Genomic DNA, 20784 nt, shown 5'->3' on the forward strand with positions numbered 1-20784 from the left:
CAGTGGGGCCTCCTCCAGGGACATCCGGTGGCTGACGATGGAGCCCGAGCGCTCAGTGGGCGTTGCGCAGCACGTTCCTGGTCCGCTGGTACTCCTCGAGGTCGATCTCCCCGCGCGCGAGCCGCTCGTCGAGCAGGCGGAGCGGCTCGTCGATCGGCGGCGTCGCCGACCTCCGTTCAGCCGGACGGCCACCCAGGACGACCGCGCGCACGACGTAGGCGACGAGCAGCCAGAAGCCGATGGTGCCCAGGAGCATGAGGCCCCACATCCACCATTCGGCGCCGTAGCCACAGCAGGGTGCCCACATCAACGTTGCCTCCTCTCGAGGACCGGACCATCTCATCGTCCATGCTCCACCGGGCGTGTCTGGGGACCGCGAGGATTCCATGAAGGTTTGACGAAGTTCCGCCCAAACGGGGCAGATGTGATCGCCGGCGGACGCGGCGCGGCAGACTTGCGCCATGCACCCCGCGCCGCCCTCGCAGCCAGCCTCTGCCCCGCGCGTCCTCGTCGTCGACGACGAGCGTCCGCTCGCGCAGATGGTCAGCACCTACCTGGCACGCGCCGGGTATGCCGTGTCCGAGGCCTTCACGGGTCCCGACGCCGTCGCCACGGCCCGGGAGCTCGACCCCGACGTCATCGTGCTGGACCTCGGCCTCCCGGGGCTGGACGGCGTCGAGGTGTGTCGTCAGGTGCGAACCTTCTCCGACTGCTACGTCCTCATGCTCACGGCAAGAGGAGATGAGGTCGACCGCATCATCGGCCTCTCCGTGGGTGCCGACGACTACATCACCAAGCCGTTCAGCGCGCGCGAGCTGGTCGCCCGGGTCCAGGCGGTGCTGCGGCGCCCCCGCCAGCGGGCCGGGTCCGCGGTGGCTCCGCGCCCCGGGTCCGAGGAACCAGCGCGGCTCTTCGGCGACCTGACCATCGACCCGGCCGGCCGCAAGGTGTCCGTCGACGGGCGACCGGTCGAGCTCACCCGGACCGAGTTCGACATCCTCGACGTCTTGTCGGCCCGCCCCAAGTACGCCTTCAGCCGCCGGCAGCTGATCGACGAGGTGTGGGACATCGCCTGGGTGGGGGATGAGCACATCGTCGACGTCCACGTCGGCCACATTCGCCGCAAGCTCGCCGATGACCCCGCGGCCCCCCGCTACGTCGAGACGGTGCGCGGGGTCGGCTACCGCATGGGCCGGGGTTGACGAGCATGCGCAGCAGCACGTCGGCAGGTGTCAGGGTCGGGCTGGCTCCGCGGCTCATGCTCGCGCAGGTCCTCGTGCTGGGCGCCAGTGTCATCACAGCCGGCCTGGTCGCGGCCTTCGTGGGGCCGCCGCTCTTCCACCACCACATGCTCCAGGCCGGGCACGGGCCCAACACCCCGGAGCTGGCCCACATCGAGGAGGCCTACCGCGCAGCCTCGTTCGTCTCGCTCGGCGTCGCGCTGGTCATCGCGCTGGTCTGTGCTGCGGCGGTGACGTGGTACGTCACCAGGCGCCTCCAGGCGCCGCTCGGGGCGCTGTCGAGGGCGGCTCGCGAGGTCTCGCGCGGGCACCTCGGCGCCCGCGTCGGCGAGTTCGGCTCGGGGGCCGAGTTCGAGGAGCTCGGTCGAGCCTTCAACCTCATGGCCACCCAGCTCGAGCAGACCGAGGACACCCGACGACGGCTGCTCTCGGACCTGGCCCACGAGCTGCGGACCCCGATCGCGACCCTGACGATCTACTGCGAAGGGTTGCGCGACGGCGTGACCACGTGGGACGACGACACCGAGCGGGTGATGACGCAGCAGACCCAACGCCTGGCGCGCCTCGCGGCCGACCTCGACGACGTGTCCCGCGCCGAGGAGGGCCGGCTTGCTCTCGAACGGTCTCCGACGTCGGTCCGCGACCTCCTCTGGTCGGCCGGGCAGGCCCGACGGGAGGCCTTCGCCAGGGAGGGGATCGAGTTCATCGGGGAGGTCGAGGAGTGTCCCGATGTCGACGTGGACGTCGACCCGAGGCGGATGGGGCAGGTGCTCGACAACCTGTTGGCCAACGCGCTGCGCCACACCCACCACGGCGGCTCGGTTCGGCTCTCGGCGCAGGTCGTGGCAGACGCCGTCGAGATCTCGGTCAGCGACACCGGCGACGGGATTCCCGCGGAGCAGCTGCCGCACGTCTTCGAGCGGTTCTACCGGGGGGACACCGCTCGGGATCGGGACCGGGGCGGTTCCGGGCTCGGCCTGACGATCAGCCGGGCCATTGCCGACGCCCACCAGGGCAGCCTGGTCGCGTCCAGCCCGGGGCCGGGCAAGGGCTCCACCTTCACCCTGAGCCTGCCCGTCTTCACCCGCCTGCCGCACTGAGAGTCGGCCCCTGAACGGGCGGGTGGCGCGACGACGGGAATGCGCAGCGACCTCGAGCAGTTGTCGCATATACCCCCAGGGGGTACCGTGAAGCGACGGAGCCGACAAAGGGAGTCACGATGACTGCGCAGACGGTGTTGCACGTGGGCGGCCTGCACTGGGCCACGTCCGAGCCCGCAATCGAGAAGGCACTCCTCCAGCGGCCGGGCGTTGCCGCGGTCACGGCCAACGCCGTGTCCCAGACCGCCTCGGTGGAGTTCGACCCCGCTCGGACGAGCGTGGAGGAACTTGCCGGCTGGGTGCGCGAGTGCGGGTACCACTGCGCCGGAGAGTCCCTGCCGACCCACGTGTGCCCACCGATGGAGCACGGTGCGCACGATCACGACCACCACCCCGCCCCCGCTCACGCGGCCGCCCACGGGACTCACACGGTGGAGCCGGAGCGAGCCCAGCGGCATACGGCACCGCATCCCGCCGGTCACGGGGAGCACGCGGCGGGGGCGCCCGCCATGCACTCGCCGCACGAACTGATGGGTCACGGCGGCCACGCCGGCATGTCGATGGAGGACATGGTGCGCGACATGCGCAACCGGTTCATCGTCGCTGCCGTGCTGTCGGTCGCGATCACGCTGTGGTCGCCGATGGGGCGCGACATGCTGGGCTTCGGCGTCGCAGCGCCCTTCGGCTTGCGCGACGACGTGTGGGGCCTCGTCCTCAGCCTGCCCGTCGTCTTCTACTCGGGCTGGATCTTCTTCGACGGGGCGGTCCGCGCGCTGCGCAACCGCACGCTCGACATGATGGTCCTCGTCGCGGTCGCGGTCGCCGCCGGCTGGCTCTACAGCGTCTACATCACGCTCACCGGCGGGGGAGAGGTGTTCTACGAGGCCGCCGCGATGCTGACGACGTTCGTGCTGCTCGGGCACTGGTTCGAGATGCGGGCCCGCGGCGGTGCGAACGAGGCGATCCGCACCCTCATCGACCTGGCGCCCCCGATGGCGACGGTCCTGCGTGACGGCGATGAGGTCGAGGTGCCGACGGCCGAGGTCGTCGTCGACGACCTCGTCCTCGTCCGTCCCGGCAGCAAGGTGCCCGTCGACGGGCTCGTGGAGGAAGGGCAGTCCGAGGTCGACGAGTCGATGGTCACCGGCGAGAGCCTGCCGGTCTCGAAGTCGCCCGGCTCGGAGGTCATCGGCGCCTCGATGAACACCACGGGCACCCTGCGTGTGCGGGCCACGAAGGTCGGCTCCGACACCGCACTGGCGCAGATCGTGGCGCTCGTCCAGGAGGCGCAGAACTCCAAGGCGCCCGGGCAGCGGCTCGCGGACCGGGCGGCCTTCTGGCTCGTGCTCGTCGCTCTGGTCGGCGGTCTCGTCACCTTCCTGACGTGGCTGGGGATCGGCGCCGACGTCCAGGTCGCGTTGCTCTTCGCCATCACCGTCGTCGTCATCACCTGCCCCGACGCGCTAGGCCTCGCGACCCCGACGGCCGTCATGGTCGGCACCGGCCTCGGCGCTCGCCGCGGCGTCCTCTTCAAGAACGCGACCGCGCTCGAGAGCTCCGCCCGGATCGACACGGTGGTCATGGACAAGACCGGCACGCTGACCAAGGGCGCGCCGGAGGTGACCCAGGTGGTGACGGACGGGGCTGACGAGTCCGAGGTCCTGCCTCTCGTCGCCGCCGTGGAGAAGGAGTCCGAGCACCCGCTCGCGGCAGCCGTGGTGTCGTATGCCGCTGGGCTCGGTCTCCCGGCCAGGGTGGCCTCGGGCTTCCGCAACGTTCCCGGCCACGGTGCCGTCGCGGACGTCGACGGGCGCCGCGTCGTCGTCGGCAACCGCAAGCTGATGGAGGCCGAGGGCGTCGAGCTCGGCGGGATCCTCGCCCGGCGCGACGAGCTGGCCAGCCAGGGACAGACGGCGGTGCTCGTGGGCATCGACGGCGTCGCGGTCGCGGTGATCGCGCTCGCCGACGCGGCTCGGGAGACGTCCGCCGACGCGGTCCGGGCCCTGCACGAGCTCGGGGTGCGGGTCGTGATGCTCTCTGGTGACAACCAGTCGACGGCCGAGCGGATCGCCGGTCAGCTGGGCATCGACACGGTCATCGCCGAGGTGCTGCCGGGCGACAAGGCGGACAAGATCCGCGAGCTGCAACAGCAGGGCCGCTCGGTCGCCATGGTGGGCGACGGCGTCAATGACGCGCCGGCCCTGGCTCAGGCGGACCTCGGGATCGCCATCGGTGCCGGCACCGACGTGGCCATCGAGACGGCCGATGTCGTCCTCATGCGGTCGGACCCGCTCGACGTGCCGACGGCGCTGCGGGTGGGGCGGGGGACGCTGCGCAAGATGCGGCAGAACCTCGGCTGGGCCGTCGGCTACAACGCGGTGGCCCTGCCGATCGCTGCGGGAGTCTTCGCCGCCTGGGGCGTGACGCTGCGACCGGAGGTGGCGGCCCTGTCGATGTCGGGGTCGAGCTTCATCGTCGCGGTCAATGCGTTGATGCTCAAGCGGCTGCCGCTGCCGACGCCGGAGCCGACGCCTTCACCAGACCTTCATGGACCCTTTGTCGAACGGTGAGGGTCGTGGGCGAGAGTAGGGCCGTGAACCAGCACCAGCTCCTCGCCCACCGACCCGTCCGAACCCGCCGCCCCCTCGCCTGGGCCGCCGCCGGGATGGCCTCGCTCGTGCTTCTCGCGGGCTGTGCCAGCACCGGCGACGACCCAGGCACCGGGGCGCCGGGTGGCGCGCCCGCTGCAGCAGCGGCCGCCGGATCGGACGCCGACGCGATCCTCGCCAAGCTCGGACTGTCCGGGCGCAGTGCGACCGACGTCATCAGCACGCTCGACCAGGCGTCGGATCGCAAGAGCGACATCTTCGCGTCGGTCCGCTACGACAAGCTCGTCCTCAAGGACGGCGGCACCGAGACCGCGGTCCCGCTGCCGAGCGACAAGTTCTACCTGTCCGTCGCGCCCTACGTGAACCAGACGCACGACTGCTTCTACCACAGCCTGACGACGTGCACCGGTGAGCTCGCCGGGCAGTCCGTCGACGTCAAGATCGTCGACTCGTCCGGCAAGACGCTCGTCGAGAGCCCCCAGCAGATCTACGCCAACGGGTTCGTCGGCTTCTGGCTGCCGAGGGACATCGAGGGCACCATCACCGTGACTCAGGACGGCCGGACGGCCACGTCGCCCATCTCGACCGGCCAGGACGCGGCCACCTGCCTGTCCACGCTCAAGCTCGTCTGAACCGATTCGCCAGCGTTGCAGCTCGGCCCTCGGGGGACACGAGAGGGCATGGGGATTCGTAATCCACCGCGCGAGTCCCCTTGAGGGCCATACTGCATCGCATCAGCTCATTTCAGGGAGGGATTCGCATGGCCAGCCGTACTGCAAGGACCTTGGGGACCATCGTTGCCATCGTTGGCATCCTGATGATCGTCGCCGGGGGCGTCACGTACTACATGGTTCACACCGAGCTCAAGGCCGCGAAGATCACCGTGGCCAAGGACGCCACGATGCTGGCGGGCGACAAGGTGGATGGTCCGTTCTCGGCCTATGCCCAGGCGCAGATCATCGACAAGCACGCGCTCGACGCGACGGGCGGCAAGACCTACGCCGAGCTGGACCGCGAGGACCCGCTCCGGCAGACGGCGATGTCAGCGTCCTTCCTCCGGGCCTCGCTCTTCACCTCCGTCGTCGCCTTCGGCGTCGCCGCGATGGCGATGGGTCTCGGGTTGATGCTGCTGCTGATCGGCTGGGCTCTCGTGAGCCTCAGCAGGCGGGATGTGGTCCACGACCGGGCTCCGGACCGCACGGTCTGATCCGGCTCAGGTGACCCTCACCCGCCGGCCGCGGGTGTGGAGACGGGCGGTGCCAGCTGCAGCTGGCGCCGCCTGTCGCGTACCCCCTCCAGTTCCCGTGGACGGCCCCTTTCCTCCTGTCAGGAGTCATGTCATCCTTTGCCCATGACATGGCAGACGTACGGGTCCTTCGCGCTCTTCGCGCTGGTGGTGACCCTCGTGCCCGGCCCCGACTTCGCGGTGGTGACGCGCAACGCGCTCGCCGGCGGCCGACGACGTGGTCTGTTTGCGGGCGTGGGCGTGGCGGCTTCCAGTGCCGTCCAGGGGGTCGCCGTGGCCCTCGGGCTCGGCGCGGTGATCGCCGCCTCCGGGCCCGTCTTCCAGACCATCAGGTGGGTCGGCGTGGCCTACCTCGTCTTCCTGGCCGGCCAGGCCCTCGTCAGTGCCAGACGGGGTCGCTACGACGTGGTTCGAGACGGTGGCGCCCCCGGCCGTTCGGCAGGGGCAGCGGTGGTCGGCCTGCGACAGGGCTTCCTGTCCAACATCACCAACCCGAAGGTGCTCGCCTTCTACCTGGCCGTGCTCCCGCAGTTCCTGCCCGGCAGCCAGTCGCCTTGGCAGGCCGTGCCGCTCGCGTTGACGCACGCACTCATCTCCGCCGTCTACCTCACCCTCCTCGTGCTCGGTATCGACCGGGCCCGGATCCTGTTGTCGCGCCGCCGGGTCCGGCGCTGGCTCGACGGGCTGACCGGGGTGGCGATGCTCGGCTTCGGGGCGCGGCTCGCCGCTGACGGGCTCTGACGCCGGCCGCCGGCATCACCACCACGCATCGGGCCGGGGCCCGATCTGTGGTGGGCATTCGCGAGCGAGGCCACCGCTCATGGGGCCCGGGTCCGAAACGTGGTGGGGGCCGCTGAGCTGGCTCCGCGCGGACCCGACCTCGCGCTGGGGCTGAGCCCAGCGGCATACCCCTGCGCTGCTTGTGGGTTCGGCTGTGGGTTCGGCGCGGCCAACGGGGGAAGATGAGAGGCATGGGCCGTTCGCAGCAGGACGAGATCGAGCGCAAGTACGACGTCGGGGTCGAGACGGTCTTCCCCAACCTCGCCGAAGTCGGTCTCGTCGCGGGCGTGGGCCAGCCTCAGGAGCTGCGGTTGGAGGCGGTGTACTTCGACACGGCCGGGCTCGACCTCGCGCGCCACGGCGTGACCTTGCGCCGGCGCACCGGCGGCCACGACGCCGGCTGGCACCTCAAGCTGCCCAAGGGCGGGGACGCGCGGACGGAGGTGCACGAACCCCTCGGGGAGGACGACTCCGAGACGGTGCCCGACTCGCTGCTGGGGCAGGTTCGTGCCATCGTGCGCGACCGTCCGCTCCGGCCGGTCGCGCGGCTCGCGACGACCCGACGTGAGTACGCGTTGCACGACGGCGAGGGCGCCGTGCTGGCGACGGTGTGTGACGACGAGGTGCGTGCCGAACGGCTCGGCGGGGCGGGCGACGCCTCCGCAGCATCCCAGGAGTGGCGGGAGTGGGAGGTGGAGCTGGCTGGCGGCGCGGAGGAGCTCCTCGACGCCGTGGGGGAGCAGCTGCGTGACGCCGGGGCCTCGCCGGCGGCGTCGGCCTCGAAGCTGCGGCGGGCGCTCGGCGACCTGCCCTCCGCGGGGCGGCCCACCGCTGACGGCACCTCGAACGGCTCGGCGCGTCAGGTGCTCGCAGCCCACCTCGCCGAGCACACGGTCCGGTTGCAGGCCGAGGACCGGGCCGTGCGGACGGGTCAGGCCGAAGGCATCCACAAGCTGCGGATCGCAGCGCGCCGGCTCCGCTCGGCGCTCAGCACATGGCGTCCACTGCTCGACCAGGAGGCGACGGAGCCGGTCCGCGAGGAGCTGCGTTGGCTGGGCGGGACGCTCGCGCCGGCGCGCGACGCCCAGGTGCTCCGCGAGCACCTCGCCGAGGTGTTGGCCGGACAGCCGGCGGAACTGGTCGCAGGGCCGGTGGCCACGCGCATCGACGACCTGCTGCGGGCGGCCTACGGTGCCGGCCGGGACCGGGCCCTGGAGCAGCTCGACGGGAGCCGCTACTTCCGGCTGCTCGACGCGCTCGACTCACTCATCGAGTCACCGCCGCTGACCAAGGACGCGGACGAGCCGGCCGGCACGGTGCTCAAACGGCTGCTGCGTCGCGACATCAAGCGGTTGCGCCGGGCGGTCCGGGCCATCGAGGCCGCACCGCGGACCAGCGCCGAGCGGGACGTCGCCTTCCACGAGGCGCGCAAGAAGGCCAAGCGACTCCGTTACGCCGCGGAGATGGCCGAGCCGGTCCTCGGCAAGCAGGCGCGCTCGCTCGCCACGTCGGCCAAGAAGGTCCAGGAGACGCTCGGCGTGCACCAGGACTCCGTCGTCGCGCGGGAACGGCTGCGCGAGATGGGCATGCAGGCGCACCTCGCGGGCGAGAACGCCTTCACCTTCGGACGGCTGCACGCGCTCGAGGAGAGCCGAGCGGCCAGCGCGGAGGGGGACTTCGACAAGGCGTGGAAGAAGTTCCGGCGCAAGCAGCTCGACCGCTGGAGCTAGCGTCTGCCGGGTGGACCGGCGACCCGGGCGGACCCGGGCGCCCGGCGCTGTCGGGCCGCGGATTACCGTGGTGGGCAACGAGAGGAGTTCGCAATGATCGTGATGACGACGCTCGGCCCCGGTGACACCGTCGGTGGTGGCCTCGGGCGCGCGGCTCGGGTGGCGGTGGCGGAGGTCGCCGACGGACAGATCACGTCGTGGGACGAGGTGCCCGTCGGCTGGGACCGGCTGCACGACGAGGGGACGGAGGGCTCGCACCACGCTCGGATCGCCACCTTCCTCAAGGAGCGTGGCATCGAGGCTGTCGTCGTGGAGCACGTCGGGCTGGGGATGCAGCGCATGCTCGGCACGATGGGGCTGCGCCTCGTCCAGGGCGCCCGAGGTGACGCACGGCAGGCCGTCGTCGCCGCAGCCGGCACGACGCCGAGCTGACCGCCTGCACCCGAGGGGGGCATCGAGCCCAGCGGGGAAACCCGGTTGCCCGGCCCCGCGGCGGAGCGCTTGGCTGGGGTCATGACGGGACCCCAGGTTCGCATCCTGACCGGCACCGACCCGGAGCGCTTGGTCGCCACCGACCACACGGTCTGGTTCGACGAGGTCCCCGGCAGGTCTGCCGAGGAGCAGCTCATCGGCCTGCCGGACACCCATCGGTTCGCCGCGGAGGTCGACGGCGCTGACCCGGGCACGTACGCCGGGATCTACGGGGTCTTCCCCCTGACCCTGTCGGTGCCTGGCGGCGCGCGACCGCGGTCCATCCCGTGTGCCGGTCTGACCTGGGTCGGAGTCCACCCCGACCACCGACGCAAGGGCGTCCTGACGGCGATGATCCGCGACCACCTCGAGCGAGTCCGGGCCGAGGAGCGCACTCATGTCTCGGCGCTGCACGCGAGCGAGCCCGGCATCTACGGCCGCTATGGCTACGGACTGGCCTCGCTCGAGCTGCACGTCAGTCTGTCCCGAGGCGCCACGTTGACCGCCCCGCACCTCGACACCGAGGCTGCTCTGATCACCACGCACCTCGCGAGCGTGGCCGACCCCGACGTCGCGAAGCGCCTGCGCGAGTGCCACCTGGCCCAGGCGCGGCTCGGCGAGGTGGTCGGGGCCGAGGGCTACTACGAGCGGATCTGCACGGAGCCGCCGGAACGCCTGCGGGACAAGGAACCCCACCGTGTGCTCTTTGCGCGACGGGACGGCCGGGACGTGGGCTTCGCGATCTTCCGCCGCAGCCACAAGTGGGAGAAGGCCCGCCCCGCGGGAGAGCTCGAGGTCATGGCGCTGGTCGGCGGGCCGGCTGCCCTGCTGACGCTGTCGCGCAGGCTCGTGGACTTCGACCTGATGGGCACGGTCAAGCTGCGCGGCGTCGGCGCCGACGACCCGGTGATCCACTGGGCCGGTGGGCCGCGGAGCACCTCCGACGTCGAGACCTACGACTCCCTCTGGGTCCGCCTCGTCGACCTCCCCGAGGCGTTGGAGGCCCGGGCCTGGAGCGCACCGTGCGATGTCGTCGTCGAGGTCGAGGACGCCGCGGCCCCGTGGAACCACGGCGTCTGGCGGATCCGCGCCGGCGCGGCCGGCGAGGCGGAGGTGGCGCGCGCGACCGAGACCGCCGACGTCCGGTTGCCCGTGCAGGCCCTCGGTGCGGCCTACCTCGGCGGCGGCAACCTCGTGGCCATGCTCCGGGCCGGGCTGATCGAGGAGCGCCGGGCAGGCGCGGCAGCCGAGCTGTGGCGGGGCCTGCGCACCGACATGGCCCCGGCTGCAGCCATGCCGTTCTGACGCCGGTTCAGCCGGCGGTCGGCTCCATCACGAAGCGCGGCGTCCAGACCTGCCCCTCCGCTGTCACACGGGTTCCCGTGGCACCGATGATGAGCAGGCACTTCATGTCGATCGTCGCGGGGTCGAGCTCCCCGAGTGTCGTCACCGTCAGCGACTCCTCCTCGCGACCGATGTCCCGCCCCACGACGACGACCGTCTCCGGGCGGCGGACGTCGAGCAGGGCGGCCCTGGCCTGGGCGATCTGCTCGGTCCGGCTGCGCGACGCGGGGTTGTAGAGGGCGATGACGAGGTCGGCCTCTGCGGCCGCGCGCAGGCGGCGCTCGACGACGGACCAGGGCTTGAGCCGATCCGAGAGCGACATGATGGCGAAGTCGCCACCCAGTGGCGCGCCCGCTCGGGCGGCCACGGCCTGCGCCGCGGTGACACCGGGCACGACGCGCACCGGCACGTCGACGAGCTCGGGGTCCTCGGCCGCCTCGTAGACGGCCGACGCCATCCCGAACACCCCGGCGTCCCCACCGGACACGACGGCGACGCGCGCACCGCCGCGGGCCAGCTCGAGCGCGTGCCGGGCGCGGTCCACCTCGACCGTGTTGCCCGAGGCGTGCCGGGTCAGCCCGGCTCGTTGCGGCACCCGGTTGACGTAGGGCGCGTAGCCCACGACGTGGTCGACCTCCGCCAGCACGGCGCTGGCCTCGGGCGTCAGCCACCGGTCCGGTCCCGGGCCGAGCCCCACGACGACGACCTCACCCAGCCCCGCGCCCGACTCGGCCGTATGCCGCTGGGCCGGCTCAGCGGCATACGGCATCGTCGCGCGCCCGGCTGAGTCGGCCCGCAGGTCCTGGCCCGGCACCACGATCATCGACATGTAGGGGACGGTGGCGGGGTCGACCTCGCTGACGGGCAGGACCCGCTCGGCGGTGGAGGTGGCGCGCTCGACGTAGCGCGCGTCGGCGAGCCGGCCGGCCTGGCGCAGCGCCTCGACGACGCCGGGGAACGTGCGCCCGAGCTTCATGATGACGGCGGCCTCGGTGTCGGCGAGGCGGCGGGCCAGCTCGGGCACGGGCAGCGTGCCGGGGAGGATGGTGAGGACGTCCTCGTGCCGGCACAGGCCGGTGGCGACGGCTGCGGCCGACCCGCTGACCGAGGTGACGCCGGGAACGACCTCGGAGTCGTAGCGGGCGGCCAGCCGGTCATGGAGGTACATGTAGGTGCCGTAGAAGAGCGGGTCGCCCTCCGCGATGACCGCGACGTTGCGTCCGGCGTCGAGGTGCCCGGCGAGGCGGGCCGCGGACTCGTCGTAGAAGTCCGCCATCAGCCCGTGGTAGCCGAGGGGGTGGTCGGTGGCGCCGGTCGTGACCGGGTAGGCGAGCAGCTCCTCGATGGCGTCGTGGCGGAAGTACTGCGCGGCGATGCGCCTCGCGATCGAGTCGCCCTTGGGGCCGCTGTGGAAGGCCACGACGTCGGCCGAGCGGATGATCCGGGCCGCCTTGATCGTCACGAGCTCGGGGTCGCCGGGGCCGACGCCCACCCCTCGGAGCCAGCCGGGGGTGCGGTTCACAGTTCCTCCTCGCGTGCCAGTGCATTGAGGGCGGAGGCGGCCAGGGCCGATCCGCCGCGGCGACCGTGGACGACGAGCCACGGGACGTCGTAGGGGTTCTCGGCGAGCGCGACCTTGGACTCCGCCGATCCGATGAAGCCGACGGGGACCCCGACGATCGCTGCCGGTCGGGGGCCGCCGTCCGCGATCTGCTCGAGGAGGTGGAAGAGGGCGGTCGGCGCGTTGCCGATGGCGACGACGGCGCCCTCGAGGCGCTCGCCCCAGAGGGAGACGGCGGCGGCGGAGCGGGTGGTGCCCCAGGCCTTGGCGATGGCCGGGACGCGCTCGTCGCGCAGGGTGCAGACGACCTCGTTGTCGCGGGGAAGCCTTGCCCTCGTGACGCCGGCGGCGATCATCTGGGCGTCGGTGAAGATCGGCGCGCCCCGGCGCAGGGCTGCCCGGGCGTCGGGGACGAGGCGCGGGTGGACGGCGATGTGCTCGGTGAGGGCGACGTCACCGCTCGCGTGCACCATCCGGACCGCCACGGTGCGGGCCTCCTCGGGCAGGTGGTCGAGGCGGGCCTCGGCGCGGATCGTGGCGAAGGACCGCCGGTAGATCTCCTGGCCGTCCGTCTCGTAGGCATAGCGACGGGTGGGCGGCGCGGAGGCCGTGGCGGGTGTGAGGGGCGCAGACATTGCCCGACATCGTAGGGGGCCGTCACGGCAGCCTGGTCAGCCGGGAGGCCGCCCGTGGCAACGGGCAGCGCCTCCCGCCGGGGCCCACTCACGCCAAGGCGGCGAGCCAGTCCATCTCGTCGGTCGCACGCGCCCGCCACCAGGCATCGTCGTGGCCGCCCGGTTCGAAGTGGCTCTCGACCCGTGACAACCGCTCGGCAAGGGCCCGGTTCGCGGCGATGAACGGGTCGGACCGTCCGCAGTCGAGACGGATCGGAATGCCGTCAAGTCGATCCGCCCGCTCCAGGATCGAGTGCCGGTCGAAGTCCTCCCGGTCGTCGAACGCGCCCGCCGGTGTCTCCCCAGCGGTGCGCCAGAGCGCCGCACTGGCCGCGACGACTCCGGTCACGCGCCCGCGTCCGAGCTCGCTGGCGAGCAGGAGCGCCCCGAAGCCGCCCATCGACCAGCCGAGCAGTCCGACACGGGCGCCCGCCGGCAGTCCGCAGCGGTCCAGAGCCAAGGGGATCAGCTCCTCGCGGACCATCGCACCGCTGTCGGTCCCGTCGCGCCGCCGGTGCCAGTAGCGGTTGCCGCCATCGACGGAGACCACGGCGAGGCGGGTGGCGTCGAGGGCGTCGGCGTAACCGAGGTCGAACGCCGCATCCGCATCGCCGCCGTAGCCGTGCAGGACGACGACCAGACCTCGAGGTGGCTGGTCCGCCGGCATCGCCAGCCGCCACCGGACGTGCCCCAGGCCGAAGCGGCTCGTGAGCTCGCCCTCGCTGAGCTGGCCCTGGGGCCTCGCCCCACACGCTGTGACGGGGACGCCTGCGGTCATGGCACAGCCGAGCAGCAGCACCGCCCGCAGCGCGGAGCGACGATCGACGGGGCGGGTGGCGGACACCTCTGCAGCGTAGGTCTCGTGGCGACGCAGGGGGCTCGGGACGCGGGCTGGACGGGCATGATGACGCGATGACGACCTATTCCGGCACGAAGGAGTTCGAAGGGGCGACCTTCATCAGGTCAAGTTTCCGGGGAGCGACCCTGCGGTTCTCCGATGTCACCGGGGTGACGATGCGCAGCGTCGACGTCGACGGCCTCGACATCGACAGCCACGACCTGTTCTTCGGCAGCCTCTTCGTCAACGGGGTCGACGTCGTGCCCCTCGTGGACGCCGAGCTCAACCGGCAGTTCCCCGGCCGCGAGCTGCAGAAGGCGAAGACGCCCGAAGGCCTGCGCGACGGTTGGGCGGCGGTGCAGACCGCGTGGTCGCAGACCGTCGAGGGGACCGGGCTTGAGCTGGTGGACGCCCACGTCGAGGACGAGTGGTCCCTGGCCCAGACGCTGCGGCACCTCGTCCTGGCGACCGATGCGTGGCTGCGCGGCGCGATCCTGAGGATCGAGCAGCCGTTCCACGAGATCGGCCAGATCTTCACCGGTGCCGGGGAGATGGGCTTCGACGTGTCGATCTTCCGGTCGGACCCGCCGACGTTCGAGGAGATCCTCGCGGTGCGGGCCGAGCGACAACAGCTGGTGACGGACTTCCTCACCCAGGTCACGCCGGAGCAGCTCGCGGAGGAGCGCGAGGACCCGTGGGGCGGTGACTGGTGCCCCACGGTCGGGGACTGCCTTCGCGTCATCCTGGAGGAGGAGTGGGCGCACCTGCGCTACATCCGACGCGATCTCGCTCAGGTGCGCGCAGACCGGGGGGTGACCCGCTGACCACGACCGCGCCGGCCGACCGGTGGAGCAGTCGGCGGGCGCGGTCGTGGTCACGGGTGGGGCGCGCTGCGTCAGGCGGCGACGAGGTCGTCGATCTGGTTGATCGCCGAGGAGGCGCCCTCGACGACGCCCATGTCGAGGACCGTCTGCAGGGCCTCGGCGGTGGGGTAGGTGCTCACGAAGGTGGCGCGGGTGCCACCGTCGCGCTCCGTGAAGGAGAACACGTTCTTGCCGACCGGCAGGTCGGGGTTCTTCGTGAATGCCTCGTCGAGCGCGAAGCCGTCGTCGAAGGTGAAGCCGTTCGGCTCGTCGACGGAATCGACCTCCCAGTAGCCGTAGTACTTCTCGCCCTCGGGGCTGGTCATGTAGTAGTTCATCCGCCCTCCGGGAGACAGGTCGTGGTCGACGAACGTGGCGGGGTGAGTGGGCGGGCCCCACACCCGCTCGAGCTGACGCGGGTCCGCGTAGACCTCCCAGAGCCGCTTCGGCGGGCAGGCGAAGTCCGCGACGATCGTGAGGGTCCGGGCGTCGAGGTCGTGTGAGACGTTGGTGACGGGCATGGTGATCAGTCCTTGTCTGGGAGTGGTGTTGTGGCTGTGGTCCGTCCGGTGTCCGGCTGCGGCAGCGCGATGAGCTCGTCGATCCGGGAGATGCGGCCGCGCCAGAGCGACTCGAGCTCGGTGAGCATCTCTGCCATCGAGCGCACGGCTGCCACGTCGCCGCTGGCCAGAGCCTCGCGTCCCTGCCGACGCTTGGTCAGCAGGCCCGCCTTCTCCAGCACGGCGACGTGCTTCTGCACCGCGGCGAAGCTCATGTCATAGGACGCCGCGAGCGTCGAGACGGAGTGCTCTCCGGCCAGCACCCGGCGCAGGATGTCGCGCCGCGTCCGGTCGGAGAGCGCGTGGAACCAGGCATCTGCGCGGTCCTCGTCCGTTCCGTCCATGGCTCTAACGTACAACTAACTGGTTGTACGTTGTCAAGGGGGTGGCGGGAAGCCCTCATCGACGGCAAGTCGCTCTCCGATGCCTGGGCGACCTCCGATGACGTCGAGAAGAGCAAGCCAGAGGCGGACTTCGTTGCCGCGGCCCTGGCACAGGTGGAAGGCGCCAGCGGCGTCATGGTGGGCGACTCGGTCTACGACGCCCGGGTGGCGGCCATGCACAACATTCCCGCCTTGGGGGTCCGCACCGGTGAGGCATCCTGTGTCCTGTGCTGACGGGTGAGCTGGTTGTGGCCGGCTGGGTCCTGGTCCGCGAGACCGAGGCACCCGCCTACCTCGGCGAGTCCACGCCGCCGCGGCTCCTCACCATCAGCGACGGCATCCAGGAGCAGCTGCCCCGGCCCGAACCGTGGCGCGGCGACTGGTTCCAGGATCGGGCCGAGGCGGACCGCATGGCGAGGAACCTTGCCCCGACCCCGTCAGTCGAAGGTCAACGTTTGCGCCAGTGCTCGGGTGTTGTCGATGCTGCGCTGTGGGGTCTCCCCGAACCCCTCGACCACGATGACGCCCTCCGGGGTTGGGAAGACCGCGTAGGCCCGGTTGCTGCCGAAGCATCCCGAGCTGGACGGGTCGGTGCACCACAGGAGGGTGTCACCCCCGACCGTCACCAGCTGCCCTTGTCGCCCATCGACCTGCATGTCCTCGACCACGTCCGCGTCGAGGTCCGCACGCTGCAGGAGCCAGGCCACCACGTCATCGGGCAATGGGGCCGGTAGACCAGCCGCTGTGGCCACGCACGTGGGACGGAGCAGGTTGCCGCCCTCGGTCTCGCTCCCGGGCGTCCCGAACGACACCCAGCCCGGGCTGGCAGCACGGACGGTCCAGCCAGCCCGCATCGGCATGGAGGCCCCGTCGACGGCGAACGTCGAGTTCGTCGCGGGCGGGTTCTCCGGAGCTGACGGGCAGGGCGTGGCCGCGGCGGCCGCGGTCGAGCCTGTTGCGGTCGAGGCTGTTGCCGTCGAGGTCATCGGTGACGAGGTGGGCTCGCCGCCGGACCCCGCGGAGCTCGTACAGCCGGCCGCGCCCACGGCGAGTGCCAGGAGCGCCGCGCCGACCTTGCCGGCCGTGGCCCGCCTGACGGTTGCCCTGCCGGAATCGATCTGTTCGGTCTCTCGGTGACTGGGGGTCACCCTGATCGTGTCCTTCATATCGGCAGCCCACCAGCGCGCGGTCGCGGTTGAGTTGCCAACCAGTTGCGGCCTGGCCCCCTTGGGTGTGCTGCTCCGGGCAAGCGCTCGCGCGTGCACAGACCTCGGGCTCTCACATCGGCAGAGGTAGGGCTCGGGCCACCGTGACGCTGCTGCGGGTGGTGACATAGCCGAGGTCTTCGTTGAGCCGGCGCATCGGGGCATTGCCGGCCTGCGTCCAGGTGTAGACCTCACGGATTCCGTTCGCTGCAGCCCACTGCAGGGCGCGGCGCTTCAGATGTGATGCGACGCCACGGCCGCGCCAGTCCCGGCGCACCGCGGTCAGCGCGTTCTCGGCGCGGTCGGGCTGGTCGGTGTCCCGGTGCAGCCCCGCGCAGCCGATCACCTGCCCGTCGAACAGCGCGAGAAACATCGGGTCGCCGGCCCAGGACGTGTCCCACTGGGTCCGGCTGATCTCCAACGGTGTGTACGCGGCGAAGTCGGCGAGCACCTCCCTGCCGAACCTCTCGAACGAGGCGCTCCAGAGGTCCGGGTGCTGGCTCAGCGTCACCACCTCAACGCCCGTCGGCAGGCCAGCCGGCGGGCGTTCCTCGCCGACGACCCGGACCTGCTCGACCTCTCGGTCCACCTCGGCAAACCCAAACCGGAGCGCGAAGGCGAAGGACTCCTCGTCGTCGACGTGGGCTCTGAGCACCGGAAGGTCCAGGTCGGCGCAGTGGTCGGCGAGTGCCCGCAGGAGCACGGACCCGACCCCGCGACGGCGGAAGTCGGGCAGGACCCGGGGGGCGACGAACCCGCCTCCGGCCAACTCGGATCGATCGGCCATCCCCGATCCCACCACTCTGCCGTCCACCGATGCGACCAGGAGCAGCCGGCTCCGGGAATCCTGGGCGCGAAGTTCCGCGACCGTGTCACAGCGCTCGGCTGGCACCACCGCGAGCCGGATCGCGCGCCAGGCTTCGTAGTCGTCGTCTGTGGTGCAGACAGAAAGCTTCATCACGCCAACCATAGGATTCCGTCCCCCACGCCAGCGACGCCTTTTCGGCCTCCCCAGGGCGGCCAGGTCGGCCTGCAGTACCCGGAAGGCAAGATGGCTCGTGCCAGCACGAACTCGGAGCCGGAGACCCTGAGCCTTCCGGGGTCCGGCTGCTCGGGTTCGCCGCCCCCGTCGAGCAGGCAGGCCGTCACATCCTGGTTGACCTGCAGGTAGTGGTGAGCCCGGCGCGCTCCTGCTCCCGCCAGTCGGCGCAGGTCCCGCCAGTCCCGGACCTCGCTCGCCGGTTGCCGTCAGCGGTACCGATGAGGCTGCCGCCGACCGCGGGAACTACAGGGCTCGATGCCGTGGGGTGACGGTGTGACCGCCCCACTCTTCGGGGGCGACGTCGACGATCGTCTGGTTGAGGACCCACTGGTGCCCGTATGGATCATCGATCGTGGCCTGCCGCTCGCCGTACTCCCAGTCCCGCGGCGGGTCGACCAGGACAGCGCCTCGAGCCGTCGCCATCTCGACCACTGCGGCGACATCGCTGACCTTGAGCATCACTTGGTGAGAACGCCCCGTCTGGGGCGTCCTCTGCCCGGGCCGTACCTCGGCCACGACCAGTTCGGCCGGGGCTTCCCCCGGGAGCCCGAGCTGCGAGCGGTGAGCTTCGCCAATGCGGACGTGTTCGACGAACCCAAGGACGTCGCATTACCACGACACCGCAGCCCGGACATCCGCCACGATCAGAACTGGTGTCACCCGGGCGTGAGGCGCCGACCGATTCGTAAGCATCCAGTCACAGTAGATCCGGCACCTGCACGGGGATACCCGCCCGCGCCCTGAAGTTTCGTCCCGGACCGCGGAGCGCACATCGACGGCACGGCTGAATCGTGGTCCCTTTGTGGGCTGTTGAAGAGTCACCGAGCGACCTCAGCGCCGAGTGCGAGATGACGGCAGCGGGTGTTGTGAAGGTGAGTGACGTTCATGTGCGTCCATGACGGACGGTCAGGCACGACGTGTGTCGTGACTTGACGCAACTGACGCCTCAAGAATGTAGACCTCGCGACCGAGACCACTGATCGCCACGGCGTTCGGGGCGGAAGGCGGCAGGCTTCGACCACTTGGTCCTCGGGCCCGTGGATCGCACCTCTATGACTGTCGCCCTGTATGGGCGAAGTCGACGCGAGCCGGGCCTGGTCGTTCAGACGCCGGCGACGTACGCCGTGAGGAAGTGGACGCCGTGGCGCTCGAGGTTGCCGCGGGCGCGGTCGTAGTGCTCGATGGTTCGCGGGTCGGCGTGGCGGGCGAGGATCTGCGCGTCGCGCAGGGGGACGCCGGCATCGAGGGCGTTGGTGATCGCGGCGTGCCGCAGCGAGTGCGGGCTGATGTGCCGGGGGGTCCCGGCAGCCTTCGCCATCCGGGCGACCATCCGGGCGACCATCCGGTACACGTCGCGGCGGTCGATAGGTTCGCCCGAGACCGGTCGAAGGATGAGTCGCCCGCGGGTCCGCTGGCCGCGACAGGCCTCCAGGACGCGAAGCACCTGGACGGTGATGGGCATGGTGGCCGGCTTATTGCCCTTGCCCACCAGATGCAGCACACTACCGGTTCCTACTTCTGCCGCGCCTGCAGACGATGGCACCTGACGTCGAAGTCTTCCTCCCAGACGCCCCCTTGGCTGAAGCAGCGGAAGAGTTGAGCCTCTCACTCGCTGGGGTTGGGTGCTCAGGCGACGTAATGACGCACGTGCCTCAACCCCGAAAACACGCACGACAACGCAGGTCGCGGTCACCGGGACGAGACCCTAGCCGGCGTTCGGCAATCCCTTCCACTCGCGCGCCAGGATCGCGTACCGGTACCCGTCCACCCAGCCAAGGTCTGCATGCCAGGAGTCTTCGACTCCATGGTGTTCGCGCCTCATGCCAGCCTTCTCAAGCACCCGTACCGAGGCGAAGTTGTCGGCATTGCAGCTCGCCGTCACCCGCCGCAGCCCGAGATGGTCGAACGCAGCCACGAGTAGGCCGCGAGCCAGATCACTTGCCACGCCCCTACCCGCGAAGCCCGGATCAACGATGTAGCCGATCAGTCCTTCGGTCCGGCTGGGCATCCCGGGCTGCCCCATCCCGTCGACGATCTCAAGGAACCCCATCGCGGCCACGTTCCCGTCCAATTCGGCGACACAGGAGAAGTCCGTCTCGCTCGTGAGCACGGCCTGCCACTCCTGGCGGAAGGTCCCCGGCTCCACGCTGGTACGGATCATGAACCGGTTGACCTGAGGGTCGTTGCGGAAGGCCAGCAGGTGCTCGATGTCTGCGGCACCTGCCTCGCGCAGCAGAAGCGAACCGACACGCATCGGCCATGGCTTGGATATCACTCCGGCATGATTCCCGTTCGGTCTCCGCCCCGACAAGCGGCTTTTGGCTCGGTCGTGGCATGTCCAGCAAACCGGCCGGTCGACATGGAGCCGGTATGACGCAGGGCAATCTGAGCAGGTCGCCTCTGATCCGGCTGCACGGCGGGATCCCAAGAGCGGCGGGCGTGGAAGACTGGTTCTCGTGTTCACCATGGCCCAGATCGAAGAGCTTCACGGTCGACTCGGAAGAGCCGAGACGCTGGCCGACTACCTGCGCGGCTTGGCGGAGCTCGGGGTCGTCAGATTCGAGTCGTTCCTCGTCGACGGTCACTCAGAGTTCTTCAGCGCCGACGGAGGCCGTGTGGTCTCGGCTCCACATCATGAGCTGCTGACGGTCGCCGAGACGACTGATCGGGCTGCCTTTTTCGAGCACCTCCAGCGTCATCGAGACAAGGAGACTTCGTACGTCGAGATGTCCGCGGGCTTGGCCGCGAGCGGTGTCGAGAAATGGGTCGGTGACACCGCTGCGCTCACGATGACGTATGTCGACCGGGCCGGGGTGGCGCTCCTGGTCGAGCAGGTTTAGGCAGACGGGATTCGGCAACGAAGATGTGACGGCTTGGGGCGCCCCATGCGCGGACGCGAACAGGCGCCGTAGTGATGCAGCCGCGTCAGTGCCTTCCGGTCACTCATCGCGGACCAGGCTCTCGAGCCCCTCGAGCTGCGGCCCGTGCTTCATCTGGACGACTTCGGGCAGGGCAGCGAACCCGGCGTCTCGGTCGAGAGGCTCCACACCACCCGAAGTCAGCGTCCTGATCCTCAACACTCGGCCACTTGCCGGAGGGTTACTGTTGTGGTCGTGGTCCGTCACCCTCGACCTGAC

23 protein-coding genes and 1 pseudogene are annotated in these 20784 nt (G+C 70.8%); 13 read left to right on the forward strand and 11 right to left on the reverse strand.

All coding sequences use genetic code 11. The features are described from left to right. Positions 1 to 52 precede the first annotated feature (52 nt). Entirely contained in the window at positions 53 to 307 is a 255-nt protein-coding gene (locus tag OO014_RS06255) for an SHOCT domain-containing protein (RefSeq protein WP_272461480.1), read from the reverse strand. 154 nt (positions 308 to 461) lie between these two features. Here OO014_RS06255 and OO014_RS06260 point away from each other — a divergent pair, with 154 nt between their 5' ends. The 9 genes from OO014_RS06260 (at position 462) to OO014_RS06300 (ending at position 10482) form a co-directional block, all read left to right on the forward strand. After that, entirely contained in the window at positions 462 to 1202 is a 741-nt protein-coding gene (locus OO014_RS06260; protein ID WP_272461428.1) for a response regulator transcription factor, read from the forward strand. Between the two features lie 5 nt (positions 1203 to 1207). Beyond that, the gene (locus tag OO014_RS06265; RefSeq protein WP_272461429.1) at positions 1208 to 2341 is read left to right on the forward strand and encodes a sensor histidine kinase; all 1134 of its coding nucleotides are present in this window, start codon (positions 1208 to 1210) and stop codon (positions 2339 to 2341) included. Positions 2342 to 2460: 119 nt separating this feature from the next. Beyond that, positions 2461 to 4911 carry a heavy metal translocating P-type ATPase gene (locus tag OO014_RS06270; RefSeq protein ID WP_272461430.1) on the forward strand — a complete coding sequence of 817 codons (2451 nt, stop codon included), beginning with the start codon at positions 2461 to 2463 and terminating at the stop codon, positions 4909 to 4911. A 23-nt stretch (positions 4912 to 4934) separates the two neighbouring features. Further along, on the forward strand, positions 4935 to 5582 hold the full coding sequence (locus OO014_RS06275) for a CueP family metal-binding protein (protein WP_272461431.1): 648 nt from the start codon (positions 4935 to 4937) through the stop codon (positions 5580 to 5582). Positions 5583 to 5710: 128 nt separating this feature from the next. Then, the gene (locus OO014_RS06280; protein ID WP_272461432.1) at positions 5711 to 6157 is read left to right on the forward strand and encodes an aromatic ring-opening dioxygenase LigA; all 447 of its coding nucleotides are present in this window, start codon (positions 5711 to 5713) and stop codon (positions 6155 to 6157) included. Between the two features lie 144 nt (positions 6158 to 6301). Next, on the forward strand, positions 6302 to 6937 hold the full coding sequence (locus OO014_RS06285; protein WP_272461433.1) for a LysE family translocator: 636 nt from the start codon (positions 6302 to 6304) through the stop codon (positions 6935 to 6937). 230 nt (positions 6938 to 7167) lie between these two features. Then, entirely contained in the window at positions 7168 to 8706 is a 1539-nt protein-coding gene (locus tag OO014_RS06290; RefSeq protein WP_272461434.1) for a CYTH and CHAD domain-containing protein, read from the forward strand. Positions 8707 to 8799: 93 nt separating this feature from the next. Beyond that, a complete protein-coding gene (locus OO014_RS06295; RefSeq protein ID WP_272461435.1) occupies positions 8800 to 9138 on the forward strand; it encodes a NifB/NifX family molybdenum-iron cluster-binding protein in 339 nt (112 codons plus the stop codon). An 81-nt stretch (positions 9139 to 9219) separates the two neighbouring features. Further along, entirely contained in the window at positions 9220 to 10482 is a 1263-nt protein-coding gene (locus OO014_RS06300) for a GNAT family N-acetyltransferase (protein WP_272461436.1), read from the forward strand. 7 nt (positions 10483 to 10489) lie between these two features. Here the strand turns inward: OO014_RS06300 and OO014_RS06305 are convergent, their stop codons facing one another. The 3 genes from OO014_RS06305 to OO014_RS06315 all read right to left on the reverse strand — a co-directional run bounded on the left by OO014_RS06305 (position 10490) and on the right by OO014_RS06315 (position 13600). Beyond that, positions 10490 to 12043 carry a precorrin-2 C(20)-methyltransferase gene (locus tag OO014_RS06305; RefSeq protein ID WP_272461437.1) on the reverse strand — a complete coding sequence of 518 codons (1554 nt, stop codon included), beginning with the start codon at positions 12041 to 12043 and terminating at the stop codon, positions 10490 to 10492. After that, complete coding sequence (locus OO014_RS06310; protein WP_272461438.1) at positions 12040 to 12717, reverse strand: precorrin-8X methylmutase; 678 nt, start codon at positions 12715 to 12717, stop codon at positions 12040 to 12042. The genes OO014_RS06305 and OO014_RS06310 overlap by 4 nt, the downstream gene beginning before the upstream one ends. 88 nt (positions 12718 to 12805) lie before the next feature. Next, positions 12806 to 13600, reverse strand: coding sequence for an alpha/beta hydrolase (locus OO014_RS06315; RefSeq protein WP_272461439.1), 795 nt, complete (start codon positions 13598 to 13600; stop codon positions 12806 to 12808). A gap of 68 nt (positions 13601 to 13668) precedes the next feature. Between OO014_RS06315 and OO014_RS06320 the strand changes: the two genes are divergently transcribed. After that, positions 13669 to 14418, forward strand: a complete 750-nt coding sequence (locus OO014_RS06320; protein WP_272461440.1) for a DinB family protein — start codon at positions 13669 to 13671, stop codon at positions 14416 to 14418. A gap of 71 nt (positions 14419 to 14489) precedes the next feature. Here OO014_RS06320 and OO014_RS06325 read toward each other — a convergent pair whose 3' ends face one another. Beyond that, positions 14490 to 14978, reverse strand: coding sequence for an SRPBCC family protein (locus OO014_RS06325; RefSeq protein ID WP_272461441.1), 489 nt, complete (start codon positions 14976 to 14978; stop codon positions 14490 to 14492). A gap of 5 nt (positions 14979 to 14983) precedes the next feature. Then, on the reverse strand, positions 14984 to 15361 hold the full coding sequence (locus OO014_RS06330) for an ArsR/SmtB family transcription factor (RefSeq protein WP_272461442.1): 378 nt from the start codon (positions 15359 to 15361) through the stop codon (positions 14984 to 14986). A 30-nt stretch (positions 15362 to 15391) separates the two neighbouring features. On the opposite strand from OO014_RS06330, the gene OO014_RS06335 reads away from it, so the two are divergent. Next, on the forward strand, positions 15392 to 15634 hold the full coding sequence (locus OO014_RS06335) for an HAD family hydrolase (protein WP_272461443.1): 243 nt from the start codon (positions 15392 to 15394) through the stop codon (positions 15632 to 15634). 203 nt (positions 15635 to 15837) lie between these two features. Here OO014_RS06335 and OO014_RS06340 read toward each other — a convergent pair whose 3' ends face one another. Continuing rightward, entirely contained in the window at positions 15838 to 16260 is a 423-nt protein-coding gene (locus OO014_RS06340) for a hypothetical protein (RefSeq protein ID WP_272461444.1), read from the reverse strand. Between OO014_RS06340 and OO014_RS06345 the strand changes: the two genes are divergently transcribed. Continuing rightward, complete coding sequence (locus OO014_RS06345; protein WP_272461445.1) at positions 16259 to 16537, forward strand: hypothetical protein; 279 nt, start codon at positions 16259 to 16261, stop codon at positions 16535 to 16537. The genes OO014_RS06340 and OO014_RS06345 overlap by 2 nt on opposite strands. A 141-nt stretch (positions 16538 to 16678) precedes the next feature. On the opposite strand, the gene OO014_RS06350 is transcribed toward OO014_RS06345, so the two are convergent. The 4 genes and pseudogenes from OO014_RS06350 to OO014_RS06365 form a co-directional block, all read right to left on the reverse strand. Beyond that, positions 16679 to 17563: a GNAT family N-acetyltransferase gene (locus OO014_RS06350; RefSeq protein WP_272461446.1), complete on the reverse strand. Its 885-nt coding sequence runs from the start codon at positions 17561 to 17563 to the stop codon at positions 16679 to 16681. 327 nt (positions 17564 to 17890) lie between these two features. Continuing rightward, positions 17891 to 18244, reverse strand: a pseudogene (locus OO014_RS06355) (VOC family protein); the annotation flags it as partial. A 505-nt stretch (positions 18245 to 18749) separates the two neighbouring features. Further along, positions 18750 to 19340, reverse strand: coding sequence for a site-specific integrase (locus tag OO014_RS06360; RefSeq protein WP_334685031.1), 591 nt, complete (start codon positions 19338 to 19340; stop codon positions 18750 to 18752). A 12-nt stretch (positions 19341 to 19352) separates the two neighbouring features. Further along, the gene (locus OO014_RS06365; RefSeq protein WP_272461448.1) at positions 19353 to 19922 is read right to left on the reverse strand and encodes a GNAT family N-acetyltransferase; all 570 of its coding nucleotides are present in this window, start codon (positions 19920 to 19922) and stop codon (positions 19353 to 19355) included. Between the two features lie 190 nt (positions 19923 to 20112). On the opposite strand from OO014_RS06365, the gene OO014_RS06370 reads away from it, so the two are divergent. Then, positions 20113 to 20487 carry a DUF1398 family protein gene (locus OO014_RS06370; RefSeq protein WP_272461449.1) on the forward strand — a complete coding sequence of 125 codons (375 nt, stop codon included), beginning with the start codon at positions 20113 to 20115 and terminating at the stop codon, positions 20485 to 20487. Positions 20488 to 20784 lie beyond the last annotated feature (297 nt).

The sequence above is a fragment of the Intrasporangium calvum genome, assembly GCF_028446585.1.
In the GTDB taxonomy this organism is placed as follows: Bacteria; Actinomycetota; Actinomycetes; order Actinomycetales; family Dermatophilaceae; genus Intrasporangium; species Intrasporangium calvum_A.

Bases quoted from the DNA above. Each gene is read 5' to 3' on its own strand.
- OO014_RS06345 (WP_272461445.1), top strand. From the start codon at position 16,259: ATGGAGGCCCCGTCGACGGCGAACGTCGAGTTCGTCGCGGGCGGGTTC.
- OO014_RS06330 (WP_272461442.1), bottom strand. From the start codon at position 15,361: ATGGACGGAACGGACGAGGACCGCGCAGATGCCTGGTTCCACGCGCTC.
- OO014_RS06260 (WP_272461428.1), top strand. From the start codon at position 462: ATGCACCCCGCGCCGCCCTCGCAGCCAGCCTCTGCCCCGCGCGTCCTC.
- OO014_RS06255 (WP_272461480.1), bottom strand. From the start codon at position 307: ATGTGGGCACCCTGCTGTGGCTACGGCGCCGAATGGTGGATGTGGGGC.
- OO014_RS06325 (WP_272461441.1), bottom strand. From the start codon at position 14,978: ATGCCCGTCACCAACGTCTCACACGACCTCGACGCCCGGACCCTCACG.
- OO014_RS06300 (WP_272461436.1), top strand. From the start codon at position 9,220: ATGACGGGACCCCAGGTTCGCATCCTGACCGGCACCGACCCGGAGCGC.
- OO014_RS06295 (WP_272461435.1), top strand. From the start codon at position 8,800: ATGATCGTGATGACGACGCTCGGCCCCGGTGACACCGTCGGTGGTGGC.
- OO014_RS06320 (WP_272461440.1), top strand. From the start codon at position 13,669: ATGACGACCTATTCCGGCACGAAGGAGTTCGAAGGGGCGACCTTCATC.
- OO014_RS06270 (WP_272461430.1), top strand. From the start codon at position 2,461: ATGACTGCGCAGACGGTGTTGCACGTGGGCGGCCTGCACTGGGCCACG.
- OO014_RS06350 (WP_272461446.1), bottom strand. From the start codon at position 17,563: ATGAAGCTTTCTGTCTGCACCACAGACGACGACTACGAAGCCTGGCGC.
- OO014_RS06285 (WP_272461433.1), top strand. From the start codon at position 6,302: ATGACATGGCAGACGTACGGGTCCTTCGCGCTCTTCGCGCTGGTGGTG.
- OO014_RS06310 (WP_272461438.1), bottom strand. From the start codon at position 12,717: ATGTCTGCGCCCCTCACACCCGCCACGGCCTCCGCGCCGCCCACCCGT.
- OO014_RS06265 (WP_272461429.1), top strand. From the start codon at position 1,208: ATGCGCAGCAGCACGTCGGCAGGTGTCAGGGTCGGGCTGGCTCCGCGG.
- OO014_RS06370 (WP_272461449.1), top strand. From the start codon at position 20,113: ATGGCCCAGATCGAAGAGCTTCACGGTCGACTCGGAAGAGCCGAGACG.
- OO014_RS06280 (WP_272461432.1), top strand. From the start codon at position 5,711: ATGGCCAGCCGTACTGCAAGGACCTTGGGGACCATCGTTGCCATCGTT.
- OO014_RS06290 (WP_272461434.1), top strand. From the start codon at position 7,168: ATGGGCCGTTCGCAGCAGGACGAGATCGAGCGCAAGTACGACGTCGGG.
- OO014_RS06340 (WP_272461444.1), bottom strand. From the start codon at position 16,260: ATGCCGATGCGGGCTGGCTGGACCGTCCGTGCTGCCAGCCCGGGCTGG.